Source organism: Streptomyces sp. B21-105, from assembly GCF_036898465.1.
Lineage (GTDB): Bacteria > Actinomycetota > Actinomycetes > Streptomycetales > Streptomycetaceae > Streptomyces.
The window spans coordinates 7083062-7107687 of record NZ_JARUMJ010000001.1 but is presented as its reverse complement, the minus strand read 5'-3'; the positions used below and the strand labels follow the sequence as shown (position 1 = coordinate 7107687).

Genomic DNA, 24626 nt, shown 5'->3' with positions numbered 1-24626 from the left:
GGGGAATCGGCGTTGATGCGGTGGCGGACCCGCGAGGGTCGGGGCATGCGTATCGCGGTGCTGGATGTGGACGGGACTTTGATCGCCGGCACGCTGGCCGGCCCACTGCCGGGAATGCTGGCCGAGGCGGGGCTCGTTCCCCGGGACCGGCTGGCGCGGCTGCGCCGTGCGCAGACCGATTCGGATGCGGAGGATGTGCAGGCGGCGGCGCGGTTGCACGAGTTGTTCGCCGCGATGCTGACCGATGTGCCGTGCCGGGCGGTGTCGACGACGATGGCCGATCTGTGGCAGCGGCAACGCGAGCGGCTGTTCGACTTCACCAGGCCGCTGATCACGGCGTTGAAGGAGGCCGGCTGTGTGCCGGTGCTGATCTCGGGCGGCCCGCAGGAGATGGTGGCCCATCTTGCCGGTGAGCTGGGCGTGCCCCTCTTCCGCGGCACCCGGCTCGATACGGCTGACGGGCTGTACACCGGACGCGTGGCCGCCACGGTCTGCGGCGGGAAGGACGCGGCCGCTCAGGATCTGGTGGGCGAGGAGCGCATCGACTGGCCGGGTTCACTGGCGGTGGGCAACTCGCTGGGGGACGTATCGTCGCTGAGCCAGGTCGGCCGACCAGTGGTCTTCGAGCCGACGCCCGCGCTCAGGCTGCTGGCCCGCCACCGCTCCTGGCCCGTGTGTGACCGCACCAGCCTGCTCACTCACCTGCGCGACCAAGCCGCCCTGCCCGTGCCCCCGCCGCGCCCGGCCCGCGATCTGCCGTCGACTCGCCCCACAGCGCCGGCGACGTCGGTGGCCAGTGCGGTCCGGCGGCTGACCGAGCGGCTGCTGGACCAGGTGGGCGGACAGGGAGCCGTCACGGGCGAATGCCGCAGCCGGGTCACCGAGTCGGCCCTGATGCTGACCCTGCTGCGCCGGGCGAAGACCCTGCCCGGGGTGCAGAGCCGGCTGCACACCTACCTGTCGCGCAGCCGCACGGCCGCCGACGCCTTCGACACGTCGGTCATCGACGCCACCCTGCACGGCATCGCGCCGGCGGACCGGCATCGGCTGATCGAGGAGACCTTTGCCGGCGCCGCCCAGCACTCCTCCGACCGAAAGAAGCTCGCCCTGGAGGCGATCCTCGCCGTCGTGGGACCCGAACCCTTCCACGTCGACGCCCCCTCCCACGCGTTCGAGCACCACAACGAGGCCACCTGGACCCGCCTGCGGCAGATCGCCCTCCACCACCTGCACGTGCCCGACCCCGTCGCCCCGGAACTCACCACCCGTCTGCTGAAGATGACCGAACGCGGCCAGGCCCGCGGGATCATCGAAGGAAACGTGTTCGCGCACCTGTTCGCGCTGCTGTCGCTGCAGCGGACGGCGCCCGGCCACCGGGTCATCGACGACGGCATCACCGCGCTGGCCAGAGCCGTCCGCGACGACGGCGGCATGCCCTTCATCACCAGCGAGGAGACCTTCTCCACCGCCACCGCCGGCCTCGCCCTGGCCCGCGCCGGCGCCGACCGGCACGTGCTGTACGCGATGGGCGACTACCTGACAGCCCAGCAGGCCGGCAATGGCGGCTTCGCCTACGCCCAGGACGTCGTCCAGACCGACACCGACAGCACCGCCCACGTCCTGGCCTTCCTGCACACCCTCGATCCCGAGCGATACCAGGCCCCTCTTCACGCCGCCCGGCAGAACCTGACCAGGCACCTGGGTGAGGACGGCGGGGTACCCACCTACCGGCCTGGCCAGCCCTCCGAGCCGACCATGACCGCCAACACCATCACCGCCCTGCAGCCCTACCACTTCGCCCACACCCACCTGCTGGAACGCGCAACCCGCTACCTCCTCGACACGCAGAAACCCGACGGCACGTTCGAACGCAGCTGGAGCCTGAGCGAAGCCAACGCCATGCTCCGCGCCCTGAACGCCCTCACCCTCGCCCACCAGCACAACCCCGCAGGCCATCGTGGGCGCCTTGTGCCGGCCATCGACTCCATCCACCAGCGCCTGCTCGTCACCCCCAACCCGGACGGCGGCTGGGGCCGGACCCCCGGCGAGGCCAGCGACCCGATGAGCACCGCCTACACCCTCACCGCGCTTGCCCCCACCCACCGCACCCACCCCACCGTTCAGACGGGCCTGCACTACCTGCTCAGCCGGCAAGACCCCGACGGCGGCTACACCTCCGTCTCCGACCAGGCAGCCCCCCGCCCCCTGCGCTACACCATCCCCGTCCTCACCGACATCTTCGTCCTCCTCGCCCTCACCCACTACGCCTGAGCCGGCACAACGGGGCCTGGACCGACACCAGGGAGAACGTCAACACGGCTCTCCGACAGTCCACTCCTGAGGGTGGCCATCGGGGAGGGACAGGCACCCCTTTTCCGCCGTTCTGCCTGGCCTCCAGGTTACAGAGGAACCGTTTCCGCCGCTTTTGCACCGCGCGTCAGCCCCATGCGGTGACACTGGCCCGCTGGATAAACGCGTCAACGTGGAATGACGTGTCTGCTTCCCCGTCGCCTACCGCCGCGCGGCGGCCTGCGCTGTCCTGGGGCGGTGCCGAGGGCTTGAACGCCCGGCACGGTCAGCGGGGATGGGCGCCCCGGTGGCCCAGGCGGGACAGGATCTCCAGCAGGTGAAGGGACACGCGTGTCGAACGAGCTCAAGTACGGCGACCGTATCCATCTGCAGAACGGCTACAACAACTGGCAGGGCGGCTACCTCGACACCAACGGCCACGCCAGCAACAGCGGGGCCAAGTACGAGGTCTCCACCACGGACACCCCCAACCGTGGCACGGGCACGGGCACCTGGGAGGTGCTCTCCGCCTCCGGGAAGGCCGCCGGCGCCGCGGTCGTCACCGGTGACCTGATCTACCTGCGCAACCTCTACGGCGGCGACGGCGGCTACCTCGACACCAACAACCACGCCACCACCGACCAGAAGAACGCCGGCGCCAAGTACGACGTCTCCACCTCCCAGGACAGGGACCGGGCGGAAGGCACCGGCCGCTGGCGGATCTTCGCCCAGACCTCCAGCCCTCTCGACCAGAGCGTCCGCGTCGGCGACACCGTCCACCTGTTCAACGTCTACGACGACAACGGCGGCTTCCTGGAGACCAACCACAACAGCACCGCCTCGGGCGGCAAGTACGACGTGTGCACCAACGGCTACTACAACCGCAGCAACTCCGCCGTCGCCGACTGGAAGATCCACAAGGCTCCTGCCTGACCAGCCCGACGCCCCGCCCCGGGCTCACACCGCCCGGGGCGGGGCGTCAGCGGGGAGGGAGTGCCCCTGCACCTGGTGCCCCTCGGCGCCGAGCTGCGGGGGCACAGGGATCCGCAAGGGCGGCACCTACGGCACCGTGCTGGTCGACGTCGAGGCACCGCTCCCTGGGCTCCTTCTGCGACTCCCCGCTGGCCCAGGTCCGCCCAAGCGACACCGACGCCGCCACCGGCAACCCTGCTCACACCGCTGATTGGACAGTCCTCGGGCCAAGCAGAGTCCCGCAGGACCATCCGCACCGTGATCACCCTGCATGGGCTCTCGTCCTGCGGAACCACGGGGAGCGGGAAGGGCGGTGCGTGTGGAGGACGAGCAGCGCCAGGGCGCCGGTCGCTGCGGACCAGGTGAGGGAGAGCAGGCCGTGGGACCAGGGGATGTGCGGGGTGAGGGCTGAGCTCAGCGCCAGCTGGTTCACGCCGTACAGAGGAAGCGCGGCCACGCCTGCCACATCCATGAGTGTGTTGAACACGGGGTTCTGCAGTCCGGTGTCGACCAGGCTGAGCATGATGATGAGGAAGAAGCCCTCCAGCTCGCCGCGGACCAGAGAACCGAGCAGAAGGCCGATGCCGCCGTAGGCGAGGCCGGCACCCACAAGGGCCAGCGCCAGGGGTGCTGTGTGGCGTACGGGCAGGGAGATCCACAGCAGGATCGTGGTGTAGAGGGCCAGCAGGGCGGCGGTGAGGGCGACGGCAGCGAGTTTGGCCAGCAGCATCGGCAGCCGGGGGTACCCGGCCAGCAGCAGACGGCGGTCCATCTCCCGCGATTGGAAGGTCTCGGTGAAGGCGATGAAGCCGGCGACCATGGTGATGGCGCCCAGCGCGCTGGCCACCTGGCCCACCTGGCCGGCCGGAGCGGAGACGTGGCCGCTGATGGCGTCCAGCCGGATACGCACCACTTGGTCGGAGGTGCACAAGCGCGCCACGAAAATCCAGATGGGGATGAACGCGACCGCCAGAACCAGGGCCAGCCGGTTGCGCAGGTGGCCCCGAAGAGTGCAGCGCAGCAGTTCGGTGAATGCCGTCCAGGAGAGCCTCAACGGTCGGTCTCCTCGTAGTGCAGACGCCCCTGGCGCAGATGAGCGATCGCGTCGAAGTGGTGCAGGTCGTGCAGCAGGTGCGAAACCACGATGATCGACCGGCCCTGATCACGCAGATCGGCGGCCAGGGCCCAGAACCGCTGATGAGTGTCCCAGTCGAAACCCTGGTAGGGCTCGTCCAGGACCAGCAACTGCGGATCGTGCATGAGAGCGATCAGGAGGTTCAGCTTCTGCCGCGTTCCGCCACTGAGTTCGCCGACCTGCTGACGCCGGCAACCGGTCAGCGCCAGCAGCTCCATCAGCTCGCCGGCGCGCGCCAGCGTCGGCAGCCGGTAGGCCATCTGGAACAACCGCAGATGCTGTCCGACGGTGAACGCATCGTTCAGTACGGCCTGTTGTGGGCAGTACCCGACCGCCCCGGTCCTTGTCACCGTTCCGCGGTCGGGCACAAGATGTCCCACGGCGATCTGCAACAGAGTGCTCTTGCCCGCACCGTTCTCGCCGACGACTCCCACCATCGTCCCGGCAGGCACGTCGAGATCCACATCGCGCAGGATCTGCCTGCCGCCGTATGCCTTGCCGACTCCGCTGATCCGCAGCCGTGGCCGATGGCGCGTCGTCACTGCCTGCACATGAGCCCCTCGAAAGATTCAGACTGGTGTAGCGAGCCGACCCAGAGCCGCCGCAGAGGCCGGCGCCGTGCAGGCGCATGTCCCCTGGCCTGCCCGGCTCATGACCGCTCAGCCGCGCCCGGCCCGGACAGTCCCGGCGGTCTTGCCCTCGGCGGACCGATCCGCCGCGTGAGGCGGCGCGCTGCTGCCCGGTGTCCAACGAGTCCGTACCGCTGGTGTAACGGCAGCCACCCGCTGTTCCGTTGTGCAGCCGTCGTCACCACTCGACAGGCTTGGCGCCTCCCCGTCGAGCGTGACCCGAGCCGCGGTCTGCCGTTGTAGGAGGCGATGCCCTCGACACCGCAGCAAAACCCCAGCGCTCCCACGATCGTGATCGGAGCGGGCCCCCACGGCCTGGCGGCCGCCGCGCTGCTGCGCCGCTCCGGGGTGCCGGCCGTGATCCTGGAACGATCGGACCGGGTGGGAGCGAGCTGGGCGCAGCGCTATGACCATCTACGCCTGCACACCACTCCCGGCACCTCGTGGCTCCCCGGCCTGTCGGTGCCGCGCCAAGCGGGCCCGTGGGTGAGCCGGGACGACTATGTGCGATACCTGGAGAGCTACGTCGCCCATCACCGACTCGACGTCCGGGTGACCACCCTGGTGCAGCGCATCGAACGGGCCGAGCCGGGTTCAGGAGCACAGTGGCTGGTCCATACCCCCGACGGCCCGGTGCCCGCTGGCGCGGTCGTGGTGGCCACCGGCCGCTGCCACACCCCGAACGTCCCGGAATGGCCCGGCCGTTCGATCTTCACCGGCACGCTGCTCCACTCGGCCCACTACCGCTCTCCGGCCCCCTACCGCGGGCGGGACGTCCTGGTGGTCGGCGCCGGTAACAGCGGTACCGAGATCGCGAGCGTCCTCGCCGGGGCCGGGGCCGCACGGGTACGGATCGCAGTCCGTACCCCACCCAACATCCTGCCCCGCTCCAGCGCCCGATGGCACGCGGCCGGCCGGCTGACGGAGATCCTCCCGCTCGCGTGGCGCGACCGCACCTCCCTGCTCACGCAACGTCTAGCGGTGCCCGACCTGACCCCACGGGGACTCCCGCGGCCCTGCACGGGGCTGTACACCCGCAATGCCCGAGAAGGGGTCAACCCGGTGCTCGACCACGGCTTCGTGGACGCCGTCCGGTCCGGGCGGGTCGAGCCGGTCGCAGCCGTCCGGGCGTTCGACGGCCCCGACGTGTTACTGGCCGACGGCACCCGACTGCAACCCGACACGGTCATCGCCGCCACCGGGTACCAGCCCAACCTGCACGACCTGGTCGGGTCCCTTGGCGTACTCAACGGGGACGGGCAACCCCTCGCCGTAGGGGCACAGACCCATCCCGAAGCCTCGCGTCTGTACTTCACCGGTTACACCAATCCCCTCACGGGTGTCCTTCGTCAGGCCGGCATCGAAGCGCGCGCCATCGCGCACGCGCTACGACGCGAGACGGTGCGAGTCCCCCTTCCCTCCCCCCGCGTTGGCGGCCGCACGGCCGACCCACTCCACAGAGGGCACGCTTCGAGTTGACGGGGCCTCGGAAGCTCGGCCCTCAGCGGCGTGCCCCGCAGGGCGAGTGGATGGCGTCGCGCCTACGGCGACACAGTCCCTTGTTCCTAGTACTGCAACGGTGTCTACCGTGACTGCTGACCAGCTCGGTCGTTGGTGTGGTTATGGGTGGGGACCTTGCTGATGTGCCTGTGTGGGCGAGTGAGTTGGATGCGGTGCACGGGCGGTTTGTGCACCGGTTCAGCCGGTCGGAGCCGCGGGAGTCGGCACTGGCCTATATGCGGGGCCTGATCGCTCCGTTGCAGCGGAAGAACGGCTGGACGCTGGCGGAGGAGGCCGGCCATGCCGGCCCGGACCGTATCCAGAGGATGTTGAACCGGATCGAGTGGGACGCCGACGAGGTCCTAGACGATGTGCGCCTCTACGTGGTCGACAACCTCGGTGACCGGGAGGCGGTGCTCATCGTCGGCGACACGGGCTTCCTGAAGAAGGGCACCCGCTCGGCAGGAGTGCAGCGGCAGTATTCCGGCACCGCGGGCCGCACGGAGAACTGCCAGGTCGGAGTCTTCCTCGCCTACGCCACCGGCCGTGGACGCACTCTGATCGACCGCATCCTGCACTGGTCGACATGGCGCCGACGACGCCAGCACCAAGCCCGGGCCAGTCACTGCAAACGACGCGGACACAGCCCCTGAAACCTGCCCAGCACTCAGAACAAGCACCGTTGCAGTACGAGCCTCGCCCATCGCTCCCAAGAGTTCGAACACGGCTTGGGCCCTTGAGCAGCGTGGGCTGATCAAGCGGCGCTGGCGCGGTAGCGGGCACGTCGCAGTGGTGACGTCGGACGGCCGCTACTTCCTCAAACACGGCAAGCATCCCAAGGAGGTCCGAGCCGAGAAGGAGCGCTTGGCCGGTGATGCCGAACAGGCCGAGCGCGCTCCTGCCGACGGAGCCGAGCTGATCGCTCGACTCCAGTCCGCGACTGCCGGGAAGCTCACCGTCCCCGATCCGGGCCCGCAGACCCGGGGGCGGTGGCGGGCGGCCTTCTACGACGCGCTCCATCACGATCACGTACCGGGAGAGCTCAAGCTGCGCCGGACCGGACGGCAGCGTGGTGACTGCGTCTTCACGTTGGTCGACGAGGAAGCCGAGAAGGCTGCGCAACCGCCGCCGGTACCGACCATCGACGTCCCCGACGTGCTGGGCCGTCCCCATCAGCTCGTCCGTGCCACGCGCAAGGCTCTCGGCAGGTCCAAGACCGTAGTCGACACCCGCGGGACGCCCGAGAAACCGGCAACTGCTCCATTCGCTGTCCCAGCCCAACCCCCCGATCCGGGCGCTGCCGACCCAGCCGCACCCGGGCCGGAGCAACTGAGTCGCTGCCCGGGCGGTACGGATTTCCGAAGGCGCGCCGGTCGCCGCCCGAGCCGGCTCGACGGCTGCGGTGACCAGCCCTTTCGTACGGCTCCCGAGCCTGCCATGTAATGGTTGAAGTGCCCCGCACAGTTACATCAGTGTGTCTGCATGCCTGCTTCGACACTCGGTGCCCCGGGGCGTCTGTCCCTGCGGCACAAGGTGCCTCCCCGCCGTGCGCAGCTGTCGTTCCCCTGCGGGAGGGATGCGCGGTGACCGGTCGCCTGGGGACGCCTGCTGGATCGCCCATCCTGGAGATGGCCCGCCGCGCGGCCGAGTATCGCGCGCAGGGCCGTCACATCGTCGATCTCACGCTTGGTGAGCCGGATTTCGCCCCGCCCGGCCATGTCATTGCCGCGGCCCAAGAGGCGGCCGGCCGTGTGCTGGGCTACAGCCCCGCCAACGGCCTGCCCGAACTGCGCCGAGCCGTGCGGCACGCGGTTCAGCGGGATCGCGGACTGGAGTACGCGGACGCCCAGGTGGCGGTGGGATGCGGCGCGAAGCAAGTCATCTTCAACGCGTTCTTCGCCACCCTGCGCCCGGGGGACGAGGTGATCGTCCCGGTGCCGTACTGGGCGAGCTACCCCGACATGATCCGCCTGTGCGGCGGGCTGCCGGTGGTCGTCGGCTGCCCGGCCGAGTCTGGCTTCCGCCTCACGCCGCAAGCGCTGCGGGCGGCTATCACCGAACTGCCTCAGGGAATCCTGGCGGAGCGGCGGGCGATCTACCTCCGCCGCCGGGATGCCGCGCTGGCAATCCTGTGCCAGAGCCCGCGCCTGGACACGGTGGCGCCGGACGGCGCGTTCTACCTCTTCCCGCGCCTTGTGACCGGTGACGATCTCGCGGTGGCGGACGCGCTCCTGGAGGCGGGATGCGCAACGGTGCCGGGCAGCGCCTTCGGCGCGCCGGACCATCTGCGGCTCTGCTTCGCCACCGACATCACCACGCTGCAAGCGGGCTGCCGCACCGTCGTCGCCGTCCTTGACGAGGTCGCCTCGTGACCGCGCTGACACTCAAGGCCCTGATACCGGTCGTCCTGCTGATCGGGCTCGGCTTTGTCGTCAAGCGGTGGATGATCCAGGGCGAGAGCTTCTGGGCCGGGGCCGAGAGCCTCGGTTACCGGGTGCTGTTGCCGGCACTGTTCCTGCACGGCCTCGCGACGGCGGACACCCATGGCCTTCCGGTGAGAACCCTGACAGCCGTCCTGGTCGCTTCCACCGTGGTGGTCGCCGCGCTGGTCGTCGCCCTGAGGCCCCTGATGCGGCTGCCCGGCGACGGCTTCACCTCGGTCTTCCAGGGCAGCATCCGATTCAACAACTACATCGGCGTGACCATCGCCTCCGGCCTGTACGGCACGCAGGGCGTGGCCATGGCCGCGGTCTGCAACGCGGCGATCGTGCCCACGGTCAACGTGCTGTGCGTGCTGGTCTTCGCCTGGTTCGGCGGCGCCCGCCTGAGCCTGACGGGCATCGCCCGGCAACTGGTGACCAACCCGCTCATCCTCGCCTGCGTGGCAGGCGGCCTGCTCCAGTCCCTGAACCTGGGTCTGCCACCGGGCATCGAGCCAGCACTGCAGTCGCTGGGAGCGGCTTCGATGCCGCTGGGGCTGCTGTGCATCGGCGCCGCCCTGCGCTTTGGCCAGGCACGCGCATGGACGGGCCCGATCCTCACGTCCTCGACCATGAAGTTCGTCCTTATGCCGGCCGTGACCTTCCTGCTGGCCCAGCCACTTGGCCTCGGGGCGTCGGCACTGGTCGTCGCCGTGCTCTTCCAGGCCCTGCCCACGGCATCGTCGTCGTACATCATGGCCCGACAGCTCGGCGGGGACGCACCGATGATGGCCGGCATCACCGCAACACAGACCCTCATGGGCATCGCCGCCGTCCCGCTCGTCACGGCCCTCCTCCCCACCTGACCACCGGGGCCCTCGACCCTGCGGCCGCTGTCAGCCCCGCTTCATACGGTGGCGGCGGACCGCATCAGTGTTGGCGCAGCGAGCACTGCAGTAGGCGCGGCGACCATTGCGGCTGGTGTCGGCGAAAGCCGTCCGGCACGAATCCAACGCGCACACCCCCAGCCGCCGGCCCTCCGCCTCCATGGCGAAGATGGCCAGCCCTCCCGCGGTCACGGCCCGCACACGGCTCTGCACGTCCTTGCCGTCCGGCGCGAAGTGCAGATGCGGCCGCAACCCGTCGTGCGTAGTCAGATAGACCCTTCCGGCACCGTCGGCGAGCAAGGCATTGAGCGTCTCGCACCGCTCGTCCTGGGAGACGGCCTCGAAAACGGGCCGCAAGCGCCGCGACCACACCCTGATCTCCTCGCCAGCCGAACCAGTCACACCAGCACGCCGAATCGCATGACGCTCAAGCACCTGCTCCAACGCCTCAGCCCGCCACGAACCACCCGCCTCAAGATTCACCAGCGACACAGCCAGGCGGACACCGACCATGTTGTCATGCTCAAACTTCACTCACCCATTGCAGCACATCCGTTACATATCCGCCGCGATCGCCTGCAATGAGCACCTGAAGCTGCTGTACCGGGAGCTGGTCTCGCTGGAGATCGAGCTGTGGGACGGCATCGAGGGACGATTGAGGGCCGAGTACGACTTGGCGCTGACCTCGTTCGAGGTGTTGCACCTGCTGCTGCGGCGGCCCGGGCGGCGGATCCAGGACATCGCGGAGGAGTTCTCGATCACGGTGGGCGGCACGAGCAAGGTCGTCGACCGCCTTGAGGGGGCGGGCCTGTGTGGGCGGAGGGCCAATCCGAAGGACCGCCGTTCCTCGATCGTGGAGCTGACCCCTGAGGGGCGGAAGCTGGCGGAGGGGGCGCTGAAGGTCTTCGAGGAGGAGCTGGAGTTGCGGATCGGGTCGGTGATTCCCGAGGAGTCCGTGCGGGAGGTGACCGCGGTCCTCAGTGCGCTGCGGGCGGCCGGGCGTGCTCTGGACGCGGAGCGGAAGGCCGCGGGTCGGACGCCGGTGCCGGCCGCGCGGGCGCCGAAGCAGCCCGGCCGGCCGGCCTCGTGAGCCAGAGCGTCTCGGGCGTTCAGTCGGCGATGCCGTTGAAAGCGATGACTTTGTCGATGTGGGCGCGGACGAGAAGGTTGCCGGGGCCGCCGTTGCGGGCGGCGTACTCCTGGGTGCGGTCTTCGCCCATGTAGCGGGCGCCGAGGAGGCCGCCCCAGTGCAGCATCTCGTCGAGGTTCGCGGAGGTCTCCGCGCGCCCTTGGAGGATGACGAACGCGTACGGGGGGCGGTCGTCGTCGACGCAGAGGGCGAAGCGCCCGTCGCGGGCGAGGTTGCGGCCCTTGACGCCGTCCTTCTCGGTGGTGAGCACAATGTCGTCGCCGTCGAGGAGGAACCAGACCGGGGTGACGTGCGGGCTGCCGTCGCTCCGGACGGTCGACAGCTTGCCGGTGCGGGTGCCGTGCGTGACGAACGCCCGCCACTGCTCGTCGGTCATCTTCCGCATGCGATCCCTTTCACGCTGGTGGAGAAGCCGTGCCAGTAGGGGAACCGTCGTGTGCCCCGACGCCGGGCCGACCTCGGGGCACACGACGGGTATCAGCGGCCCCAGAAGGCGTCTTCGGCGTTCTGGTCGCCGGAGAAGAGCCACATCTCGGTGATCCTGCCGTTCTGGATGCGCAGGAGATCCACGCCGTCCATGGTCATGGACGCGTCACCGCGGCGGCCGGTGAAGTGGATGGTGGCGGCGACCAGGTCACCGTTGCCCATGAGCGAGTGGATCTTGCCGATGGCGAAGGTGCCCTGACTGGCCTCCATCATGGAGCCAAGCATCTGGAAGACGGCGCCCTGGCCCTTGTGGTCGCCCGAGAACTGGTTGGCGCCAGGCTGGTGCCAGACGATCTCCTCGTCGAGGAGGCTGCCGAGGGCAGCCATGTCTCCGGTCTGCACGGCCTGGAAGTAGGCGCGGGCCAGGTCGAGGTTGGCAGTGGTCACCGTGGTCTCCGTGGGTTCGGTCGGGGTCATCGGGCGAAGTCGAGACGGTCGGCGAGGCCGGCCTCGGTGAAGGCAGCCTCGATCTCGGCGCGGCCTTCCTGGAAGTGGGCCCAGCTGTCGTAGTGCGCGGGGACGACGCGTCGGGCGCCGAGCGTCTTGGCCGCCTCGGCGCCCAGGGCGCTGTCGAGGGTGAGCAGTGCGCCGTCGAAGGCGAACGGCATCCGGGCGCCGCCGAGGAAGAGGATCGCGGTGTCGACGGGTGCGAACTTTTCGGCGATCTCCTTGACGTGCTCCAGGGCGGCGTTGTCGCCGCTTACGTAGACCGAGGGAAGGTCGTCGGAGGTGAGCATGAAGCCGATGACGTCACCGGTGATCGGCTCGCAGCCCACGGGGCCGTGTCGGGCAGGCACGCCGGTAACGGCCACGGTGCCGCCGTCGGGCCGCTTGAGCTCGGCGGTCTGCCAGAAGGCGAGGCCGCGAACGTTGCCGCCCAGGCGGCCGGCGCCGCTGTCGGTGGTGAAGACGACCGGCACCTCAGCCAGCAGGGCACGGCCGGCGTTGTCGAGGTTGTCGTCGTGCTCGTCGTGGGAGAGGAGGACGGCATCGATGGGGCCGAGGTCGGCGGCGGTGACCGGCGAGGAGTCGGTCTTGACCAGCCTGTGGTTGCCCGGGAGGGGCATGGGGTATTCGCCGGGCGGGTCGAAGGTGGGGTCGGTGACGAACCTGAGTCCGCCGTACTCGATCAGGGCGGTGGGGCCGCCGTAGACGCGGACGGGGATTTTTTCGCTGGTGGCGCTGGCGCCGGACATCGGGGAACCTCTCGGTCGGGGGAACGGTGGTGCGAGGCCCTGCGGCGCGCTCCGGCGGGAGGCAGGGCGGAAGAGGCACAGGTTTACGGGCCCGCCCGCTCCCTGGAGGGCGGCCGGCGGGGCGGCAGCCCGTGGTCGGGCTTACGGGGCGGGTGCGGAGAAGACGCCGAAGTGGTTGCCGGCGGTGTCCTCCAGCCGGGCGAAGGTGAGGCCCGCCGAGTCGGAGACAGGCTCCATGAGGACCGTGGCGCCGAGTTCCCGGGCGCGCTCGACGGTCGCGGCGACGTCCTGGACCAGGACGTAGAAGATCGCGTAGTTGGGAAAATTGCCCTCCGACTCCCACACGCCGCCGGTCGGCTGCCCGGCGCCCGGCGTCATCACGGAGTGGTACGTCACGCCGGGGGTGTTGGTGTTGAGGGCGTACTTCCAGTCGAAGAGCCCGCCGTAGAACTCCTTGACCTTCTCGGGCTGGTCGGTGCCGAACTCGAACCAGGCGACCGAGTTGAAGGCGGGAACGGTCATGACACGCACTCCTCACTCCCCAAAAGGGGAGAAATGTGACTCTGTGGGGCAGGCCAAATCCAGGAGGCGACCACCACTCCACGGAGAGGACTTACGGCAACTCGGCAGGAATGACGGGCTCCGGGCCGGCCAGCCTCCAGCAAACCATTTAGATTCCATGGAATCAACTTCCGCAGATTATTGTTCCGGATGTATGGGTTCGGTGACCTGCGGACTCGCGGCCCTCGGACAGCACAGGACCCCGGTACGTCGGACACGAACGGCCGGGCCGCAGGAAGGAAGTACGTCATGGAGCCGGTCGAGATCGAGGCGAAGACCCTGATCCAGAAGTCGAAGACCCCGTCGGACGACTACGTCGTCAACCCCTGCACAGGCTGCGTGCTGGGCTGCGCCTACTGCTTCGCCAGCTTCGCCGGGCGCCAGTTCGGCCGGTCGGTCAAGGAGTGGGGCGACTAGCTGTACGTGAAGAAAAACGCGGTCGAGCTCGCCCGCAAGGAGCTGGCGAAGATGCCCGAGGACAAGCGGCGGGGCACGATGCTGCTCAGCTCCGTCACCGACGCCTACCAGGGCCACGAGACGAAGTACCGGCTCACCCGCGGCATCCTGCGCGAACTGCAAGCGGTCGAGTACCCGGGCCTGGTCCGCATCCTGACCAAGTCACCGGTGGTCACCCGCGACATCGACCTGCTCACCAGCCTGCCCGCGCCGAAGTCGGCATGACCGTGACCAGCACCGACGACAAGGTCAGCCGCTGGCTGGAGGTCCGCGCCCCGCTCGCCTCCCGCCGCCTGCGCACCCTGGCCGAACTCAACGAGGCCGGCATCCCCACCTACGCCTTCGTCGGCCCGCTCCTGCCCCACTTCGCCACCCGGCCCGAACTCCTCGACGACCTCTTCGCCCGGCTCGTCGAGGCGGGAGTCGGTGAGGTGTTCATGGAGCACATCAACCTCAAGCGGTACATCCGCGAGCTCATGGACCAGGTCCTCGCCGACGAGCCCGAGGACGTCCGCGAGGCGTACCTCCAGGCGCGGACGAAGGAGCACAGCGAACAGCTCGACGCGATCGTGGCGGAACTGCTGGACAAGCACGGGCTGCGGCTGCGCTTCGAGGAGGTCGTCCACCACGACGACAACGACGCCCTGCGGCAGAGGCTCGCATCCTCGGCGTGACCGTGACCGTGACCGTGACCGTGACCGGGTCGCCGGGCCAGGGGTACGTCAGGCGGTGACGCCGGACTCGGGATCCGGCACCGCCGTGGCCCACGTCCCCATGGCCTCCAGGACCTCGCGCAGCCCCTCACCGAGGGGGGTGAGCGCGTACTCGACCCGCGGCGGAATCTCCGCGTAAGTCGTGCGGGTGACGATGCCGTGCCGCTCGAACTGGCGCAGCCGGCTGGTCAGGGTGTGCGGGCTGATGCCGGGCAGGGCCTCGCGCAACTGGGTGAACCGGTGGGAGCCGTGCAGCAGTTCGCGCACGATCAGGGTGGCCCACGGCCCGTTGAGCAGCGTGAGGAACCGGGCGACACCGCACTCGGGCAGACAGGGATCAGTCACAGTTTTGACTGTACCCCATTAGTGCAGTTGATGTAACTGGTGCATCGCATGCACTAATGGGGCCATGACCTACGTTATTCACGGCGCCACCGGCGCCCAGGGCGCCCCTGTTGTCTCCGCTCTCGCCGCCACGGGCAAGTCCGTGACCGCTCTGACCCGCAACCCCGACGCCGTCGTGCCCGGCGCGCAGCATGTCGTGGCCGCCGGCTACTCCTCAGCCGCCGGCCTGACCGACGCCTACCGAGGTGCCGAGGGGGTCTTCGTCCACCTGCCGGTGGCCTCGGAAGAGGACCGCCAGACCTACGCGCACAACATCCTCACCGCCGTCCGCGAGGCCCGGCCGGACCGCGTCGTGTTCTCCACCAGCGGCTTCCCCATCGATCCCGCCATCGGCGGTGCCGCCGCGACGCTGGCCGCCGGCCTCGCCGACTCCGGCGTGTCCCACGCGGTCATCGCGCCCGAGCTGTACCTCGAGAACCTGCTCATGCCGCACGTCATCGGCTCGGTCCGCGAGCACGGTGTTCTGCCCTACCCGATCCGGGCCGACTTCCCCGTCTCCTGGGCCTCCCACCTGGACATCGCCGACGCCGTCGTCGCCCTGCTCGACCGCACGGACGTCACCGGCGTGGTCTCCGTCGGCCAGTACCCGGCCATCACGGGGCCGGACCTGGCCGAGGCGTTCGGCGCCCGGCTCGGACGGGACGTGGTCTTCGACCAGATCACCGCCGAGGAGTTCCGTACCTCAATGGCGCCCCTGATCGGCGAGAGCGCCGCCGCTGACATCGCAGGCGCCTACCAGGCGATGAGCGCCATGCCCGGCCGCTCGATCACGCCGGAGACCTCCGCCCAGAAGCTGCTGGGAGTCACCCCCCGGACCACAAGCCAGTGGCTGGCCGACATCGGCCTCTGACCACAACCGCTGTCAGCTCCCGCCCAGTTCGCCAACGCTTGGCAGGCCGCCGTATTCGGCGGGCGGCCTGCCAAGCCTTCAAGTACTGCCGACCGCCCGGGCTCTCCGCAAGAGCCACTCGAAGGCGTCGCCGTTGCAAGCGCCTCGCTCACGAATTCGCAGGTCACAGAGCTCTCAAAGATCGATCCGTCCGCTCGAACCGCTACCCGGAGGGAAACAGGCCGAGCAACCCACCAGAGCAACAAAACCGCAGGTCAGAGCCCTTTTGTAGCGGGCTCAAGAATCGCCACACACTCCACATGCGACGTCATCGGAAGGATGTCGACCTGAGCCGGTCTCACAAAAGACCAGGTCAGAGCCCATTTCTGGGCTCCCGTCCCGCGTGTCGGCACCCAGAGCGTCAAACGGGCGTCATGGCCCCCAGCCATCCCCCTCTTCAGGGGGAACAGACCGCCACGACCAGTTCCCCCTGCATGAGCCGACATCCGCTCATGTGCACCCTCCGTGGAGCCGGGAGTGTTCAGACGATGGCGTAGTGGCCGAGGGAGGGTTCGAGCAGGTCGAAGGCGAGGGATGCCTCCGCGTCGACGGTCTCGGCGATCTCGGCATTGGGGCGGTCGGCCAGGGTGAGGTCTTGGATGCGCTGGAACAGGATGCGGTGGACGGTGCCGAGCAGTCCGGCGGCGGTGCGGACGGTGATGTCGTCTCGTGGTGCGCCGACAGCCGCAGCGAGAGCCTCGGCCAAGGCATGTTCGCGCCGGTCGTGCAGGCCGCGCAGGCAGGCCGAGAGGGTGGGACTGTCGGCGATCATGCGGGCGAAGGCGGGGCCGGAGAACCCGGCGACCGGATCCGCGGCCGCCGCGGCGTCGGCGAAGGCGCGGCGTAGCGCCGCCAGGGCGGACTCGCCGGGCCGACGGTCGGTCACGGCGTGAGCCAGGGAGGCGATGAAGGCGTCCTGATGGTCCAGGGCCAGGTCTTCCTTGCGTGGGAAGTAGTTGGTGACGGTCTTCTTGGCAACCCTGGCGGCGGTGGCAATCTCGGCGATGGTGGTCTGTTCGAAGCCCTGCGCGATGAACAGGCGGGTGGCGTGGTCGGAGATGAGCTGCCTCGTCTCCTGCTTCTTGGCGTCCCGCAAGCCGGTGGGCTGCGCGGACGATGTGGTGTCGGTAGCCATGGGTGCAATCTTACACTCGTAGCATTTTTATGTTGACAGCCTTGATGCTGCCGGAATAAGTTTACGTCCATCGTAAATTTGCATCCTCGGCTGGGCGCCCCGCCAACCGGCCGACGACAAGCCCCACCAATAAGGAGCACCCGCTTGCAGATCACCGCGTCAACCGTCTCGCTCACCGTCAACGACCTTGCCGCGTCCCAGCGGTTCTTCATCACCCACCTCGGCTACGTCGAGCAGGCCGCCGCCCACGGATTCGCCTCCCTGTCGCGCGACGACGCCGCGGTGGACGTCGTCCTGCTCGCACGCGGCACCCAGGTGTTGCCGGCCGACCAGCGCGACCAGCGCGCCTCCGGCCTGATCCTCGCCTTCACCGTCACCGACGTCGCCGAAGAGGAGAAGCGGCTGCGCGCCGCGGGCGTCGAGATCACCATGCCGCTGCGCGAGGAGCCCTGGGGAGAGCGCCTCTTCCAGGTCACCGACCCCAACGGCGTGATCGTCCAGTTCGTCGAGTGGGCGACCCCGACCGGAATCGAGCACGCCTGACCCCGCCACCGGCCCTCACCACCAGCCCGACGAAGCGAGCGCACCCATCAAGCCCCTGCAGACAGTCGTGCTCCTGGCGTCCATGGCGTCCACTGTGAGCACCGGCCTGATGGCCGGACTGTTCGCCGGCTTCGCCTACTCGGTCGTGCCCGGCCTGGGCCGGCCCTCCGACCGCACCCTGGTCAAGGCGATGCAGAACATCAACAAGGCCATTTCAACCCCACGTTCACGATCCCTTTCATGGGCTCGATCCCCCTGCTGGCGCCGGCCGCCGTCCTGGCCTGGCGCGGCCACAGCCGACCCGCCCTCCCCTGGATCATCGCCGCACTGCTGCTGTACCTGTGGCCTTCGGCATCACTGGCGCAGTCGACGTCCCGCTCAACGACCAGCTCGCCAAGGTCGCCCCCCTGCGCGACGCCGACGGCCTGGCCATGGCCAGTGAGCACTTCGAGAACCGGTGGGTCACCTGGAACCTCGTCCGCGCTCTACTGCACACCGCCGCGTTCGGGTGCCTGGCCTCGGTGCTCCCGTCGACCGCGCGCAGCACGTCGTACGACTCCAGCAGCTTCAGGACGTCGACGAACGCCATGCGCTCCGGCTTGTGCACCGGGTCGAACGCGGCCAGCGCCCGGTCGGCCGACGTGGCCTGCACGACACGGTCGGCGAGCATGCCGATGGTCGTCATCGGCATGGACAGCAGCTCGGCGGCGGTCACGCACAGCAGCACGTAACGCCGGCGGTCGAACGGGGCCCGGCCGGAACGCGCCCTGCGGGCCGGCCGGGAGCCGTCCGGGTCGGCGCGGACCTTGGTGAGGCGGGCGTAGCCGCGGCGCGGTTCCACCACCAGGCTCCAGCCGCAGGTGTAGTCGAACCACTGGGCCAGCGGCTCGCGACGGCGGCGTACGAGTTCGAAGCCGGCCGGGTCGGTGGCCTCGGTCAGCAGGGGCCGGGCCAGCAGGAGACGGATGGCACGGGCGACCTGCTCCCGTTCCGCGGCGGCGAGTTGGTTGGCGAGGGTGCTCATCCGGCTGCCTCCCGCCGCGCGGCGCCCGGCCGTGGGAGGGCGCTCGCTCCGCCGGCCGCTGTGATGAGCACGACGTAGTCCGGTCCGGCGAGGGTGCCCTTCGTCGTGCGCAGTACGGCGGTGCGCTCGTCGGTAGGTGGGGACAGCGCGATCTCCACCCGGCCGTCCCCGGTCGTGGCGCGCCGCGAGCCGGTCGTGTCCGGCCGGGCGGCCAGGGCCCGGCCCACCAGGTCGAGCAGCCGCTCGAAGACGGCGGGATCCAGTGTGCCGAAGGAGGACAGGCGCACGGGGCCGTCCGTCTCCAACGCCTGCCAGGCACGCGCGAGTTCCGCCCGCTCCGCGCGGGCCCGCTCCGCGCGCTCGGCCCTGACCGCCGTGACGTCCCGCACCCTGCCCGTGCGGGTGAAGCGCTCGGTCCGTCCGCTGGTGCGCAGCAGCGCCGACACCTCCACGGGCGGGGCCTCGGACCAGGAACGGGACGACGGGATCAACTCCGGGTCAGGGTGGGCGAGGTGCGCGTGGCGCGCCGGGCCGAGTCCGAAGGCCGCCGACCACAGCCGGTGCAGGTCCTCCTCCGCCGGGGCCGCGGCGAACCAGCGCGCCAGCTCCCGGAAGTCCTGCACGGCGCTGGAGGAACGGCGCCGTGACTCGTTGATCCGCTCCAGGACCTGCAGGAGCGAGACGATGGCGCGCCGGGCGATGTCGTGCAGCTGCTCGATCCGGGGCCGTGCCCCGTCGTCCGGCAGGAACCACGCCCGCAGGCCCGCCCAGCGCGCCCGCCTGCTCTCCAGCCAGCCGGCCGCGGGGTCCTCACCGGCGGCCGGGGGCAGTTCGGCCCCGCGCAGGGCGCGCTCGCGCAGCACGGCGGTCCCCCGTTCCTCCACCCGGGCCACGGCGGCGGCGACCGCCTGTCCGCGCCGGTCGAGGTTGACGAGGAACTCCTGGAGGTACGCGACGGTGGCGGCCTTGACCTCACGGAACACGTCCAGGTCCGCGCCCTCGGCGCGCAGGAGGCGCTGCAGTTCGCCGTTGAACGCCTTGGTGTTCTCCACCAGGGCTTCCAGGTGCGCCTCCAGCTCGCGCAGCGTGCTGAAGATCCGCCGATCGGCGGAGGCGGGTTCGCCGGACAGCAGGCACAGGTCGTCCAGGCGGTCGGCGATGGCCTCCAGCACGGCCGTCTGCAACGCCCCCGTGGAAGCCAGCACCTCGAGCGCGTGCCGCACTCCGGCGAGAGCCGCCTCGCCTCGGCGGGTCAGCGAGTACTGGAGGTTGCGCCGCTCGTACTCCTCGGCCGTGCGGTAGTTCTCCGCATGGTTGTGCACGACGTCGAGGAGCTCCCACTTCACGAGCCGGGCGAGCGCGTCGTGCAGTTCCCCGTCGTCGACGGCCGCCACCCAGCCCGCCAGGCGCAGTCGCTCGCGTACCGCGTCGGGCCCGAGCGTGGCCTCGAGGTGCTCGCCGGCCACGCCGAAGGCGTCCAGCACCGCCCCGTTCAGGTCGGCCTTCTCACCTGTCGTGAACCGGAACATCTCCGGTGGCACCCTGCGCACCCCTGTCGTCCCTCCCCACCGTCCCCGCGGCATCGGCGATCTCCACCGTAGAGGGCGGCACCGACATCACGGGCCGTGTCCCGGAAGAGGGGTGTGCGCCCCGGTCTGCCGGGGAATGGGCGGTGACCGCCTCCCGCGGGCGCGGGCGGTGGTCTAGCGTGACCGTGGACACCGTTTCCGCCCGATGGTGAGGCCCTTCGTGCACATCGCGCCCCTCAGCCCCGACGACCCTTGCGAACTGGGCGGATACGAACTGCTCGGCCGGATCGGGCAGGGCGGGATGGGGCAGGTGTACCTGGGCGAGTCGCCTGGCGGGGAACCGGCCGCCGTGAAGGTGATCAAGCCGTCCGTGGTCGACTCCGAGACGCGGACGCGGTTCGCGCAGGAAGTGGAGATTCTCAAGACGATCTGGGGCGCCCGGATCGCCGCCCTCCTGGACGCCGACCCGGACGCCGAGCGCCCCTGGCTGGCCACCGAGTACGTCGAGGGTCTCGACCTGAGCCGCCACGTGGCCGCCCACGGCCCGCTCCCCGCACTGCTGACGGCGGCGCTGGGCGCGACGCTGGCCGAGGCCCTGGCCGGCGTGCACCGTCAGGGTCTGCTGCACCGTGACCTGAAGCCGGCCAACGTGCTGCTCGGCCCGAACGGCCCGAAGGTGATCGACTTCGGGCTCGCGGTGTTCGCGGAGTCGAGTGTGTCGCTGACCGCGCCGCACATGGTCGTCGGCACCCCCTCCTGCATGCCGCCCGAGCAGGCCAACGGCGAGAAGCCCCTGACGCCCGCGGTCGACGTGTACGCGCTGGGCGCCGTCCTGCTGTTCGCCGCCTCGGGCCATGCGCCCTACCGCGCGGACAACATCCACCTTCTCTTCCACCAGGTCGTCGACCCCGCGTGCGCACCGGATCTGTCCGGGACCCCGGACGAGCTGGTACCGCTGCTCACCGCCATGCTGGCCCAGCGTCCGCAGGACCGGCCGGACCTCGCCGAGGTCGTCCGGCGGTGCCGCGCGCTGATCGAGGCGCAGGGGCTGAAGGTCGCCCAGGCACGTCGCAGACTCACCACGTACACCGCCGCTCCCACCCATGTCCTGGACGACCTCCTCGCCGTCGGCCGTGCCTCCGGGGCGGAGCCGCGCACAGGGGCCGGGACGGTCGGGACTCCCCTCGCGTCTCCCCCTGCCGAGCGGGAACGGGAGGCGGCGGACCCCCGGCCGGCTCGGCGACGGCAGGGCGGTTTCCCGGCTGGTCACGAGCTGCCGTCGGTGCCCGCTCCGGCGGAGCCGCCCGCCGATCCCCGTCTTCTGCTCCATCGTGTCGACGACACCCCTTCGGCCCCGCCGTCCGCCGACGCCCGCGCCGACTCCGCGCCCGCCGCCCGCGCGCGGGCCGAGGCCGACGGTCCGGTCCGGGACCCGGCCGGCGCGCGGTCCGCCGCTCCGTTGTCCCCGCGCCGCACGTCCGGGCGCGGCGCGGCGGACCGGCCCTCCCCGCGGACTTCGGCGCAGGCCCGGATCACCGCTCGGCGGCTGCGCGAGGCGTATGCGGCCAGTACACCCTTCTGACCCGTACGCCCCTGTGACCCGCGATAATGGGCGGGCCCCCGAGAGGGCCCGACCCGCACGATCGACCCGCCTCAGGAGGCCAGCGGTGACCGCCGTCCAGACCAGCGTGGAGCAGACCGGCGAGGAACAGACCGGTGCCACGAGCGGCCAGGACCAGTACCCGGCCGGTGCGCTGGTCGTGGTACGGGACGAGGAGTGGCTGGTCAGAAGCTCGATGCCGACGTCCGACGACGGGACGCGCATCGAGGTCACCGGGGTGTCGGAGTTCGTCCGCGACCAGGAGGCCGTGTTCTTCTCCGGCCTGGACCGCATCGAACTGCTCGACCCGGGCGCGACCACGCTCGTCATGGACGACTCCCCGAACTACCGCCGCTCCCGCCTGTTCCTGGAGGCGGTGCTGCGCCGCACCGCCCTGCCCCAGTCGGAACACCGTCTGGCGCTCGCCGACTCGTTCCTGATGGACCCGCTGCCCTACCAGCGGCGCCCCGCCCAGCTGGCCCTGTCCGGCGCCAATCTGCGCCCTCGGCTGCTGATCGCGGACGTGGTGGGCCTCGGCAAGACCCTGGAGATCGGCCTGACCCTGGCCGAGCTGATCCGCCGCGGCCGGGGCGAACGCATCCTGGTGGTCACCCCGCAGCACGTGCTGGAGCAGTTCCAGCACGAGCTGTGGACGCGGTTCGCGATCCCGCTGGTACGCCTGGACTCGGTGGGCATCGAGCGGATCCAGCGGGAGATCCCGGCCGGCCGCAACCCGTTCACCTCGTTCAAGCGGGTCATCGTCTCCATCGACACCCTCAAGAACACCAACCAGTACCAGCACCACCTCGAGCAGATCCGCTGGGACGCGGTCGTCATCGACGAGTCGCACAACCTGATCAACCGCGGTTCGCTGCGCAACCAGCTCGCGCGCACCCTCGCGCCCCGCACGGACGCGCTGATCCTGGCCTCCGCGACCCCGCACAACGGCGACGCCAAGTCCTTCGCCGAACTGATCCGGCTGCTGGACCCGGTGGCGATCCGCGACCCGGAGAACTACCGCGCGGCCGACATCGAGCACCTGTTCATCCGGCGGACGAAGATCAGCCCCGAGGTCCGCGAGCAGATGAAGGGCCAGTGGGCGGACCGGGGTCCCTCCCGTTCGGTGCACTGTCCGGCCACCCCCTCGGAGGAGCGGATCTTCGAGGAGCTGGCCGCCGTCTGGCTGCCCGGTGACGGCGCCGCTTCGGTCAGCGCGGTACCCCTCTTCCCCTACACGCTGCTGAAGTCGTTCCTGTCCTCCCCCGCCGCGCTGCGGTCCACGGTCTCCGCGCGGATCAGGACGCTGGAGAAGAAGGAGGACCGGCGCGGCACGGAGGCCGAACTCGCCGCCCTGCACCGGCTGTCGGAGCTGTCCGCCGGCCTCACCGAGGCGGACTCCGCGAAGTTCGCCGCCCTGGTGCGGTTGTTGCGCGAGGAGATCGGGGTGGGACCCGCCTCCGAGACGCGGGTCGTGGTGTTCTCCGAGCGGGTCCAGACGCTGGAGTGGCTGGCCGAAGTGCTGCCCGTCGCCCTCGGCTTCCGTGGCCGCGCGGCCCGCGACTGCGTCCGTGTCATGCACGGCGGCCTCTCGGACGAGCAGCAGATGGACCGTGTCGAGGAGTTCGGCCTGGCCGACACGCCCGTCCGGGTCCTGCTCACCGGTGACGTGGCGTCCGAGGGCGTCAACCTGCACCGGCAGTGCCACCAGCTCGTGCACTACGACGTGCCGTGGTCCCTGATCCGCATCGAGCAGCGCAACGGCCGCATCGACCGGTACGGACAGGCCCACCCGCCGCAGTTCCGGGCACTGATCCTCACCAGCGAGGTGGACGGCGCGAAGGACGACACGGTGGTCGCCGAGCGGCTGATGGAACGCGAGGACCAGGCGCACCGCTCGCTGGGCACGGCGGAGGCGGTGACCGGCCTGTACCGGGCGGAGGCGGAGGAGCGGTCCCTCATTCAGGACCTGCTGCGGGGCAGGACCGTCGACGAGTCCCTGGACACCCCCCACGCCGGCGCCGACGGCCAGGACGCGGGTCTGGACGACTTCCTCGCGGACTTCTTCGGCTCGGTGGACGCGACGGCGGAGCAGGCCGGGGGCTTGGGCGCCGACGGACGCGAGGAGCCGCTGGACGTCGGGACGCCGCCGTCGGCCGACGGTTCCGACGCGAGCCCGGTCCTCCCCCGCCTCTTCGACTCCACCGCCCATTTCGTGGACGAGGCGCTGCGCGAGGTGTATCCGGACGCCCGCGACCGTCTGGAGCTGGACCGCGACCAGCAGTCCGGGCTGATCTCCTTCCGCCCGCCGGCGGAACTCGTCCACCGTCTCAAGGCGCTGCCCTCGGACTACCTGCGTGAGCAGCGGCTGCGCGAGCGGCTGCTGGTGACCTTCAACCGCCGCCTCGCCGAGCACTCCCTCCAGCGGGCCCGGCAGTCCTCCACGTCGAGCTGGCCGGAGATCTCCCTGCTCACGGACCTGCACCCGGTCGTCGACTGGATCACCGACAAGGTCCTCGTCGGCCTGGGCCGCCAGGAGGCGCCGATGATCACGGCGAACGTGGCGGAGCCGGTCTATCTCGTCCAGGGCGTGTACTCCAACAAGCTGGGCCGGCCCACCGTCGTGAAGTGGATGGGCGTGACCTGGCGGGAGGCCGCACAGGAAGGACTGGCCGTCGACGACATGGTGTCCCTGCTGCGCCGCGCCGGTGTCGGCCCCGCCATGGCGAACAAGCGGGGCTACCGCGATCCCGCGCCCGTGCGCGCGGCCCTCCCCCGGGTGCTGGAGACGGCCGAGGCGTTCCTCAACGCCCACCGCGACGCATGGGACGAGCCGCTGCGCCGGCCCGTCGAGGAGTACAAGCTGCGGCTCGGCGCCTGGGAGCAGCCCACGCTGGGCGGGGAGCGCACCCGGGAACGCCTCGCCGATCTGGCCGACTCGCTGCTGACGACGGGCAGGCCCCTGCTGCGGGTCCTCGCGGTGCTGGTGCCGGACACCGAGACCGACGCCGTGCGCGGGGACGGCGACGGAACCCGTCCCGTCTCCCTCTCCGCCCCGTCGTCGTCCCCCTTCCGCCACGTGCCCCAGCGCGCCGCCCGGTGACCCCGGT

The 24626-nt window shown here is 70.4% G+C and carries 24 protein-coding genes and 3 pseudogenes; 16 read left to right on the top strand and 11 right to left on the bottom strand.

From position 1 onward, the window contains the following. Positions 1–45: 45 nt before the first annotated feature. Positions 46–2271, top strand: coding sequence for a haloacid dehalogenase-like hydrolase (locus QA802_RS31955; protein WP_334529956.1), 2226 nt, complete (start codon positions 46–48; stop codon positions 2269–2271). 369 nt (positions 2272–2640) lie between these two features. Next, positions 2641–3222 carry a hypothetical protein gene (locus QA802_RS31950; RefSeq protein ID WP_334529953.1) on the top strand — a complete coding sequence of 194 codons (582 nt, stop codon included), beginning with the start codon at positions 2641–2643 and terminating at the stop codon, positions 3220–3222. A 301-nt stretch (positions 3223–3523) separates the two neighbouring features. Here QA802_RS31950 and QA802_RS31945 read toward each other — a convergent pair whose 3' ends face one another. Both QA802_RS31945 and QA802_RS31940 read right to left on the bottom strand, forming a co-directional pair. Continuing rightward, positions 3524–4315 (bottom strand): hypothetical protein, encoded by a 792-nt coding sequence (locus tag QA802_RS31945; protein WP_334529950.1) that lies wholly within the window; start codon positions 4313–4315, stop codon positions 3524–3526. After that, the gene (locus QA802_RS31940) at positions 4312–4938 is read right to left on the bottom strand and encodes an ABC transporter ATP-binding protein (protein WP_443042203.1); all 627 of its coding nucleotides are present in this window, start codon (positions 4936–4938) and stop codon (positions 4312–4314) included. The genes QA802_RS31945 and QA802_RS31940 overlap by 4 nt, the downstream gene beginning before the upstream one ends. Before the next feature lie 336 nt (positions 4939–5274). Here QA802_RS31940 and QA802_RS31935 point away from each other — a divergent pair, with 336 nt between their 5' ends. The 5 genes and pseudogenes from QA802_RS31935 to QA802_RS31915 all read left to right on the top strand — a co-directional run bounded on the left by QA802_RS31935 (position 5275) and on the right by QA802_RS31915 (position 9811). Next, complete coding sequence (locus QA802_RS31935) at positions 5275–6504, top strand: flavin-containing monooxygenase (RefSeq protein ID WP_334529944.1); 1230 nt, start codon at positions 5275–5277, stop codon at positions 6502–6504. Positions 6505–6647: 143 nt separating this feature from the next. Next, positions 6648–7145 (top strand): annotated as a pseudogene (locus QA802_RS31930) (IS701 family transposase); the annotation flags it as partial. Positions 7146–7317: 172 nt separating this feature from the next. Then, on the top strand, positions 7318–7968 hold the full coding sequence (locus QA802_RS31925; RefSeq protein WP_334529938.1) for a hypothetical protein: 651 nt from the start codon (positions 7318–7320) through the stop codon (positions 7966–7968). A 140-nt stretch (positions 7969–8108) separates the two neighbouring features. After that, positions 8109–8897, top strand: coding sequence for an aminotransferase class I/II-fold pyridoxal phosphate-dependent enzyme (locus QA802_RS31920; protein ID WP_334529935.1), 789 nt, complete (start codon positions 8109–8111; stop codon positions 8895–8897). Beyond that, a complete protein-coding gene (locus QA802_RS31915; RefSeq protein WP_334529931.1) occupies positions 8894–9811 on the top strand; it encodes an AEC family transporter in 918 nt (305 codons plus the stop codon). The genes QA802_RS31920 and QA802_RS31915 overlap by 4 nt, the downstream gene beginning before the upstream one ends. Positions 9812–9841: 30 nt before the next feature. On the opposite strand, the gene QA802_RS31910 is transcribed toward QA802_RS31915, so the two are convergent. After that, positions 9842–10366 carry a CGNR zinc finger domain-containing protein gene (locus QA802_RS31910; protein ID WP_334529928.1) on the bottom strand — a complete coding sequence of 175 codons (525 nt, stop codon included), beginning with the start codon at positions 10364–10366 and terminating at the stop codon, positions 9842–9844. Between the two features lie 7 nt (positions 10367–10373). Between QA802_RS31910 and QA802_RS31905 the strand changes: the two genes are divergently transcribed. Next, positions 10374–10922, top strand: coding sequence for a MarR family winged helix-turn-helix transcriptional regulator (locus QA802_RS31905; protein ID WP_334529925.1), 549 nt, complete (start codon positions 10374–10376; stop codon positions 10920–10922). A gap of 19 nt (positions 10923–10941) precedes the next feature. On the opposite strand, the gene QA802_RS31900 is transcribed toward QA802_RS31905, so the two are convergent. The 4 genes from QA802_RS31900 to QA802_RS31885 all read right to left on the bottom strand — a co-directional run bounded on the left by QA802_RS31900 (position 10942) and on the right by QA802_RS31885 (position 13186). Beyond that, positions 10942–11367, bottom strand: a complete 426-nt coding sequence (locus QA802_RS31900) for a PPOX class F420-dependent oxidoreductase (protein WP_334529922.1) — start codon at positions 11365–11367, stop codon at positions 10942–10944. A 92-nt stretch (positions 11368–11459) separates the two neighbouring features. Beyond that, positions 11460–11855 carry a nuclear transport factor 2 family protein gene (locus tag QA802_RS31895; protein ID WP_334535001.1) on the bottom strand — a complete coding sequence of 132 codons (396 nt, stop codon included), beginning with the start codon at positions 11853–11855 and terminating at the stop codon, positions 11460–11462. A gap of 26 nt (positions 11856–11881) precedes the next feature. Continuing rightward, positions 11882–12664: an MBL fold metallo-hydrolase gene (locus tag QA802_RS31890; protein WP_334529919.1), complete on the bottom strand. Its 783-nt coding sequence runs from the start codon at positions 12662–12664 to the stop codon at positions 11882–11884. Between the two features lie 141 nt (positions 12665–12805). After that, positions 12806–13186 (bottom strand): VOC family protein, encoded by a 381-nt coding sequence (locus tag QA802_RS31885; RefSeq protein WP_334529916.1) that lies wholly within the window; start codon positions 13184–13186, stop codon positions 12806–12808. Between the two features lie 288 nt (positions 13187–13474). Between QA802_RS31885 and QA802_RS31880 the strand changes: the two genes are divergently transcribed. Genes QA802_RS31880 through QA802_RS31870 form a run of 3 tightly spaced genes read left to right on the top strand, consistent with a single transcriptional unit; the run spans position 13475 to position 14355 of the window. Continuing rightward, positions 13475–13642 carry a hypothetical protein gene (locus QA802_RS31880; RefSeq protein WP_334529913.1) on the top strand — a complete coding sequence of 56 codons (168 nt, stop codon included), beginning with the start codon at positions 13475–13477 and terminating at the stop codon, positions 13640–13642. A gap of 6 nt (positions 13643–13648) precedes the next feature. Beyond that, complete coding sequence (locus QA802_RS31875) at positions 13649–13906, top strand: radical SAM family protein (protein ID WP_334529910.1); 258 nt, start codon at positions 13649–13651, stop codon at positions 13904–13906. Then, positions 13903–14355 (top strand): radical SAM family protein, encoded by a 453-nt coding sequence (locus QA802_RS31870; RefSeq protein WP_334529908.1) that lies wholly within the window; start codon positions 13903–13905, stop codon positions 14353–14355. Before QA802_RS31875 ends, QA802_RS31870 begins: the two co-directional genes overlap by 4 nt. Positions 14356–14403: 48 nt before the next feature. Here QA802_RS31870 and QA802_RS31865 read toward each other — a convergent pair whose 3' ends face one another. Then, on the bottom strand, positions 14404–14739 hold the full coding sequence (locus QA802_RS31865; protein WP_334529905.1) for a winged helix-turn-helix transcriptional regulator: 336 nt from the start codon (positions 14737–14739) through the stop codon (positions 14404–14406). Between the two features lie 64 nt (positions 14740–14803). On the opposite strand from QA802_RS31865, the gene QA802_RS31860 reads away from it, so the two are divergent. Beyond that, entirely contained in the window at positions 14804–15649 is an 846-nt protein-coding gene (locus QA802_RS31860) for an SDR family oxidoreductase (protein ID WP_334529902.1), read from the top strand. A 520-nt stretch (positions 15650–16169) separates the two neighbouring features. Here the strand turns inward: QA802_RS31860 and QA802_RS31855 are convergent. Beyond that, on the bottom strand, positions 16170–16823 hold the full coding sequence (locus QA802_RS31855) for a TetR/AcrR family transcriptional regulator (RefSeq protein ID WP_329414455.1): 654 nt from the start codon (positions 16821–16823) through the stop codon (positions 16170–16172). A gap of 144 nt (positions 16824–16967) precedes the next feature. Here QA802_RS31855 and QA802_RS31850 point away from each other — a divergent pair, with 144 nt between their 5' ends. Next, positions 16968–17366, top strand: a complete 399-nt coding sequence (locus QA802_RS31850; protein WP_334529889.1) for a VOC family protein — start codon at positions 16968–16970, stop codon at positions 17364–17366. Positions 17367–17707: 341 nt separating this feature from the next. Further along, positions 17708–17818: pseudogene (locus tag QA802_RS31845) on the top strand (DUF1772 domain-containing protein); the annotation flags it as partial. A 62-nt stretch (positions 17819–17880) separates the two neighbouring features. Here the strand turns inward: QA802_RS31845 and QA802_RS31840 are convergent. After that, a pseudogene (locus QA802_RS31840) lies at positions 17881–18390 on the bottom strand (TIGR02678 family protein); the annotation flags it as partial. Next, complete coding sequence (locus QA802_RS31835; protein WP_334529886.1) at positions 18387–19919, bottom strand: TIGR02677 family protein; 1533 nt, start codon at positions 19917–19919, stop codon at positions 18387–18389. The pseudogene QA802_RS31840 and the gene QA802_RS31835, both read right to left, overlap by 4 nt. A gap of 220 nt (positions 19920–20139) precedes the next feature. On the opposite strand from QA802_RS31835, the gene QA802_RS31830 reads away from it, so the two are divergent. Beyond that, a complete protein-coding gene (locus QA802_RS31830) occupies positions 20140–21501 on the top strand; it encodes a serine/threonine-protein kinase (protein WP_334529883.1) in 1362 nt (453 codons plus the stop codon). 85 nt (positions 21502–21586) lie between these two features. Then, the gene (locus QA802_RS31825) at positions 21587–24619 is read left to right on the top strand and encodes a DEAD/DEAH box helicase (protein ID WP_334529881.1); all 3033 of its coding nucleotides are present in this window, start codon (positions 21587–21589) and stop codon (positions 24617–24619) included. Positions 24620–24626: the final 7 nt, after the last annotated feature.

Bases quoted from the DNA above. Each gene is read 5' to 3' on its own strand.
- QA802_RS31885 (WP_334529916.1), bottom strand. From the start codon at position 13,186: ATGACCGTTCCCGCCTTCAACTCGGTCGCCTGGTTCGAGTTCGGCACC.
- QA802_RS31880 (WP_334529913.1), top strand. From the start codon at position 13,475: ATGGAGCCGGTCGAGATCGAGGCGAAGACCCTGATCCAGAAGTCGAAG.
- QA802_RS31890 (WP_334529919.1), bottom strand. From the start codon at position 12,664: ATGTCCGGCGCCAGCGCCACCAGCGAAAAAATCCCCGTCCGCGTCTAC.
- QA802_RS31900 (WP_334529922.1), bottom strand. From the start codon at position 11,367: ATGCGGAAGATGACCGACGAGCAGTGGCGGGCGTTCGTCACGCACGGC.
- QA802_RS31955 (WP_334529956.1), top strand. From the start codon at position 46: ATGCGTATCGCGGTGCTGGATGTGGACGGGACTTTGATCGCCGGCACG.
- QA802_RS31835 (WP_334529886.1), bottom strand. From the start codon at position 19,919: ATGTTCCGGTTCACGACAGGTGAGAAGGCCGACCTGAACGGGGCGGTG.
- QA802_RS31860 (WP_334529902.1), top strand. From the start codon at position 14,804: ATGACCTACGTTATTCACGGCGCCACCGGCGCCCAGGGCGCCCCTGTT.
- QA802_RS31935 (WP_334529944.1), top strand. From the start codon at position 5,275: ATGCCCTCGACACCGCAGCAAAACCCCAGCGCTCCCACGATCGTGATC.
- QA802_RS31870 (WP_334529908.1), top strand. From the start codon at position 13,903: ATGACCGTGACCAGCACCGACGACAAGGTCAGCCGCTGGCTGGAGGTC.
- QA802_RS31855 (WP_329414455.1), bottom strand. From the start codon at position 16,823: ATGGCTACCGACACCACATCGTCCGCGCAGCCCACCGGCTTGCGGGAC.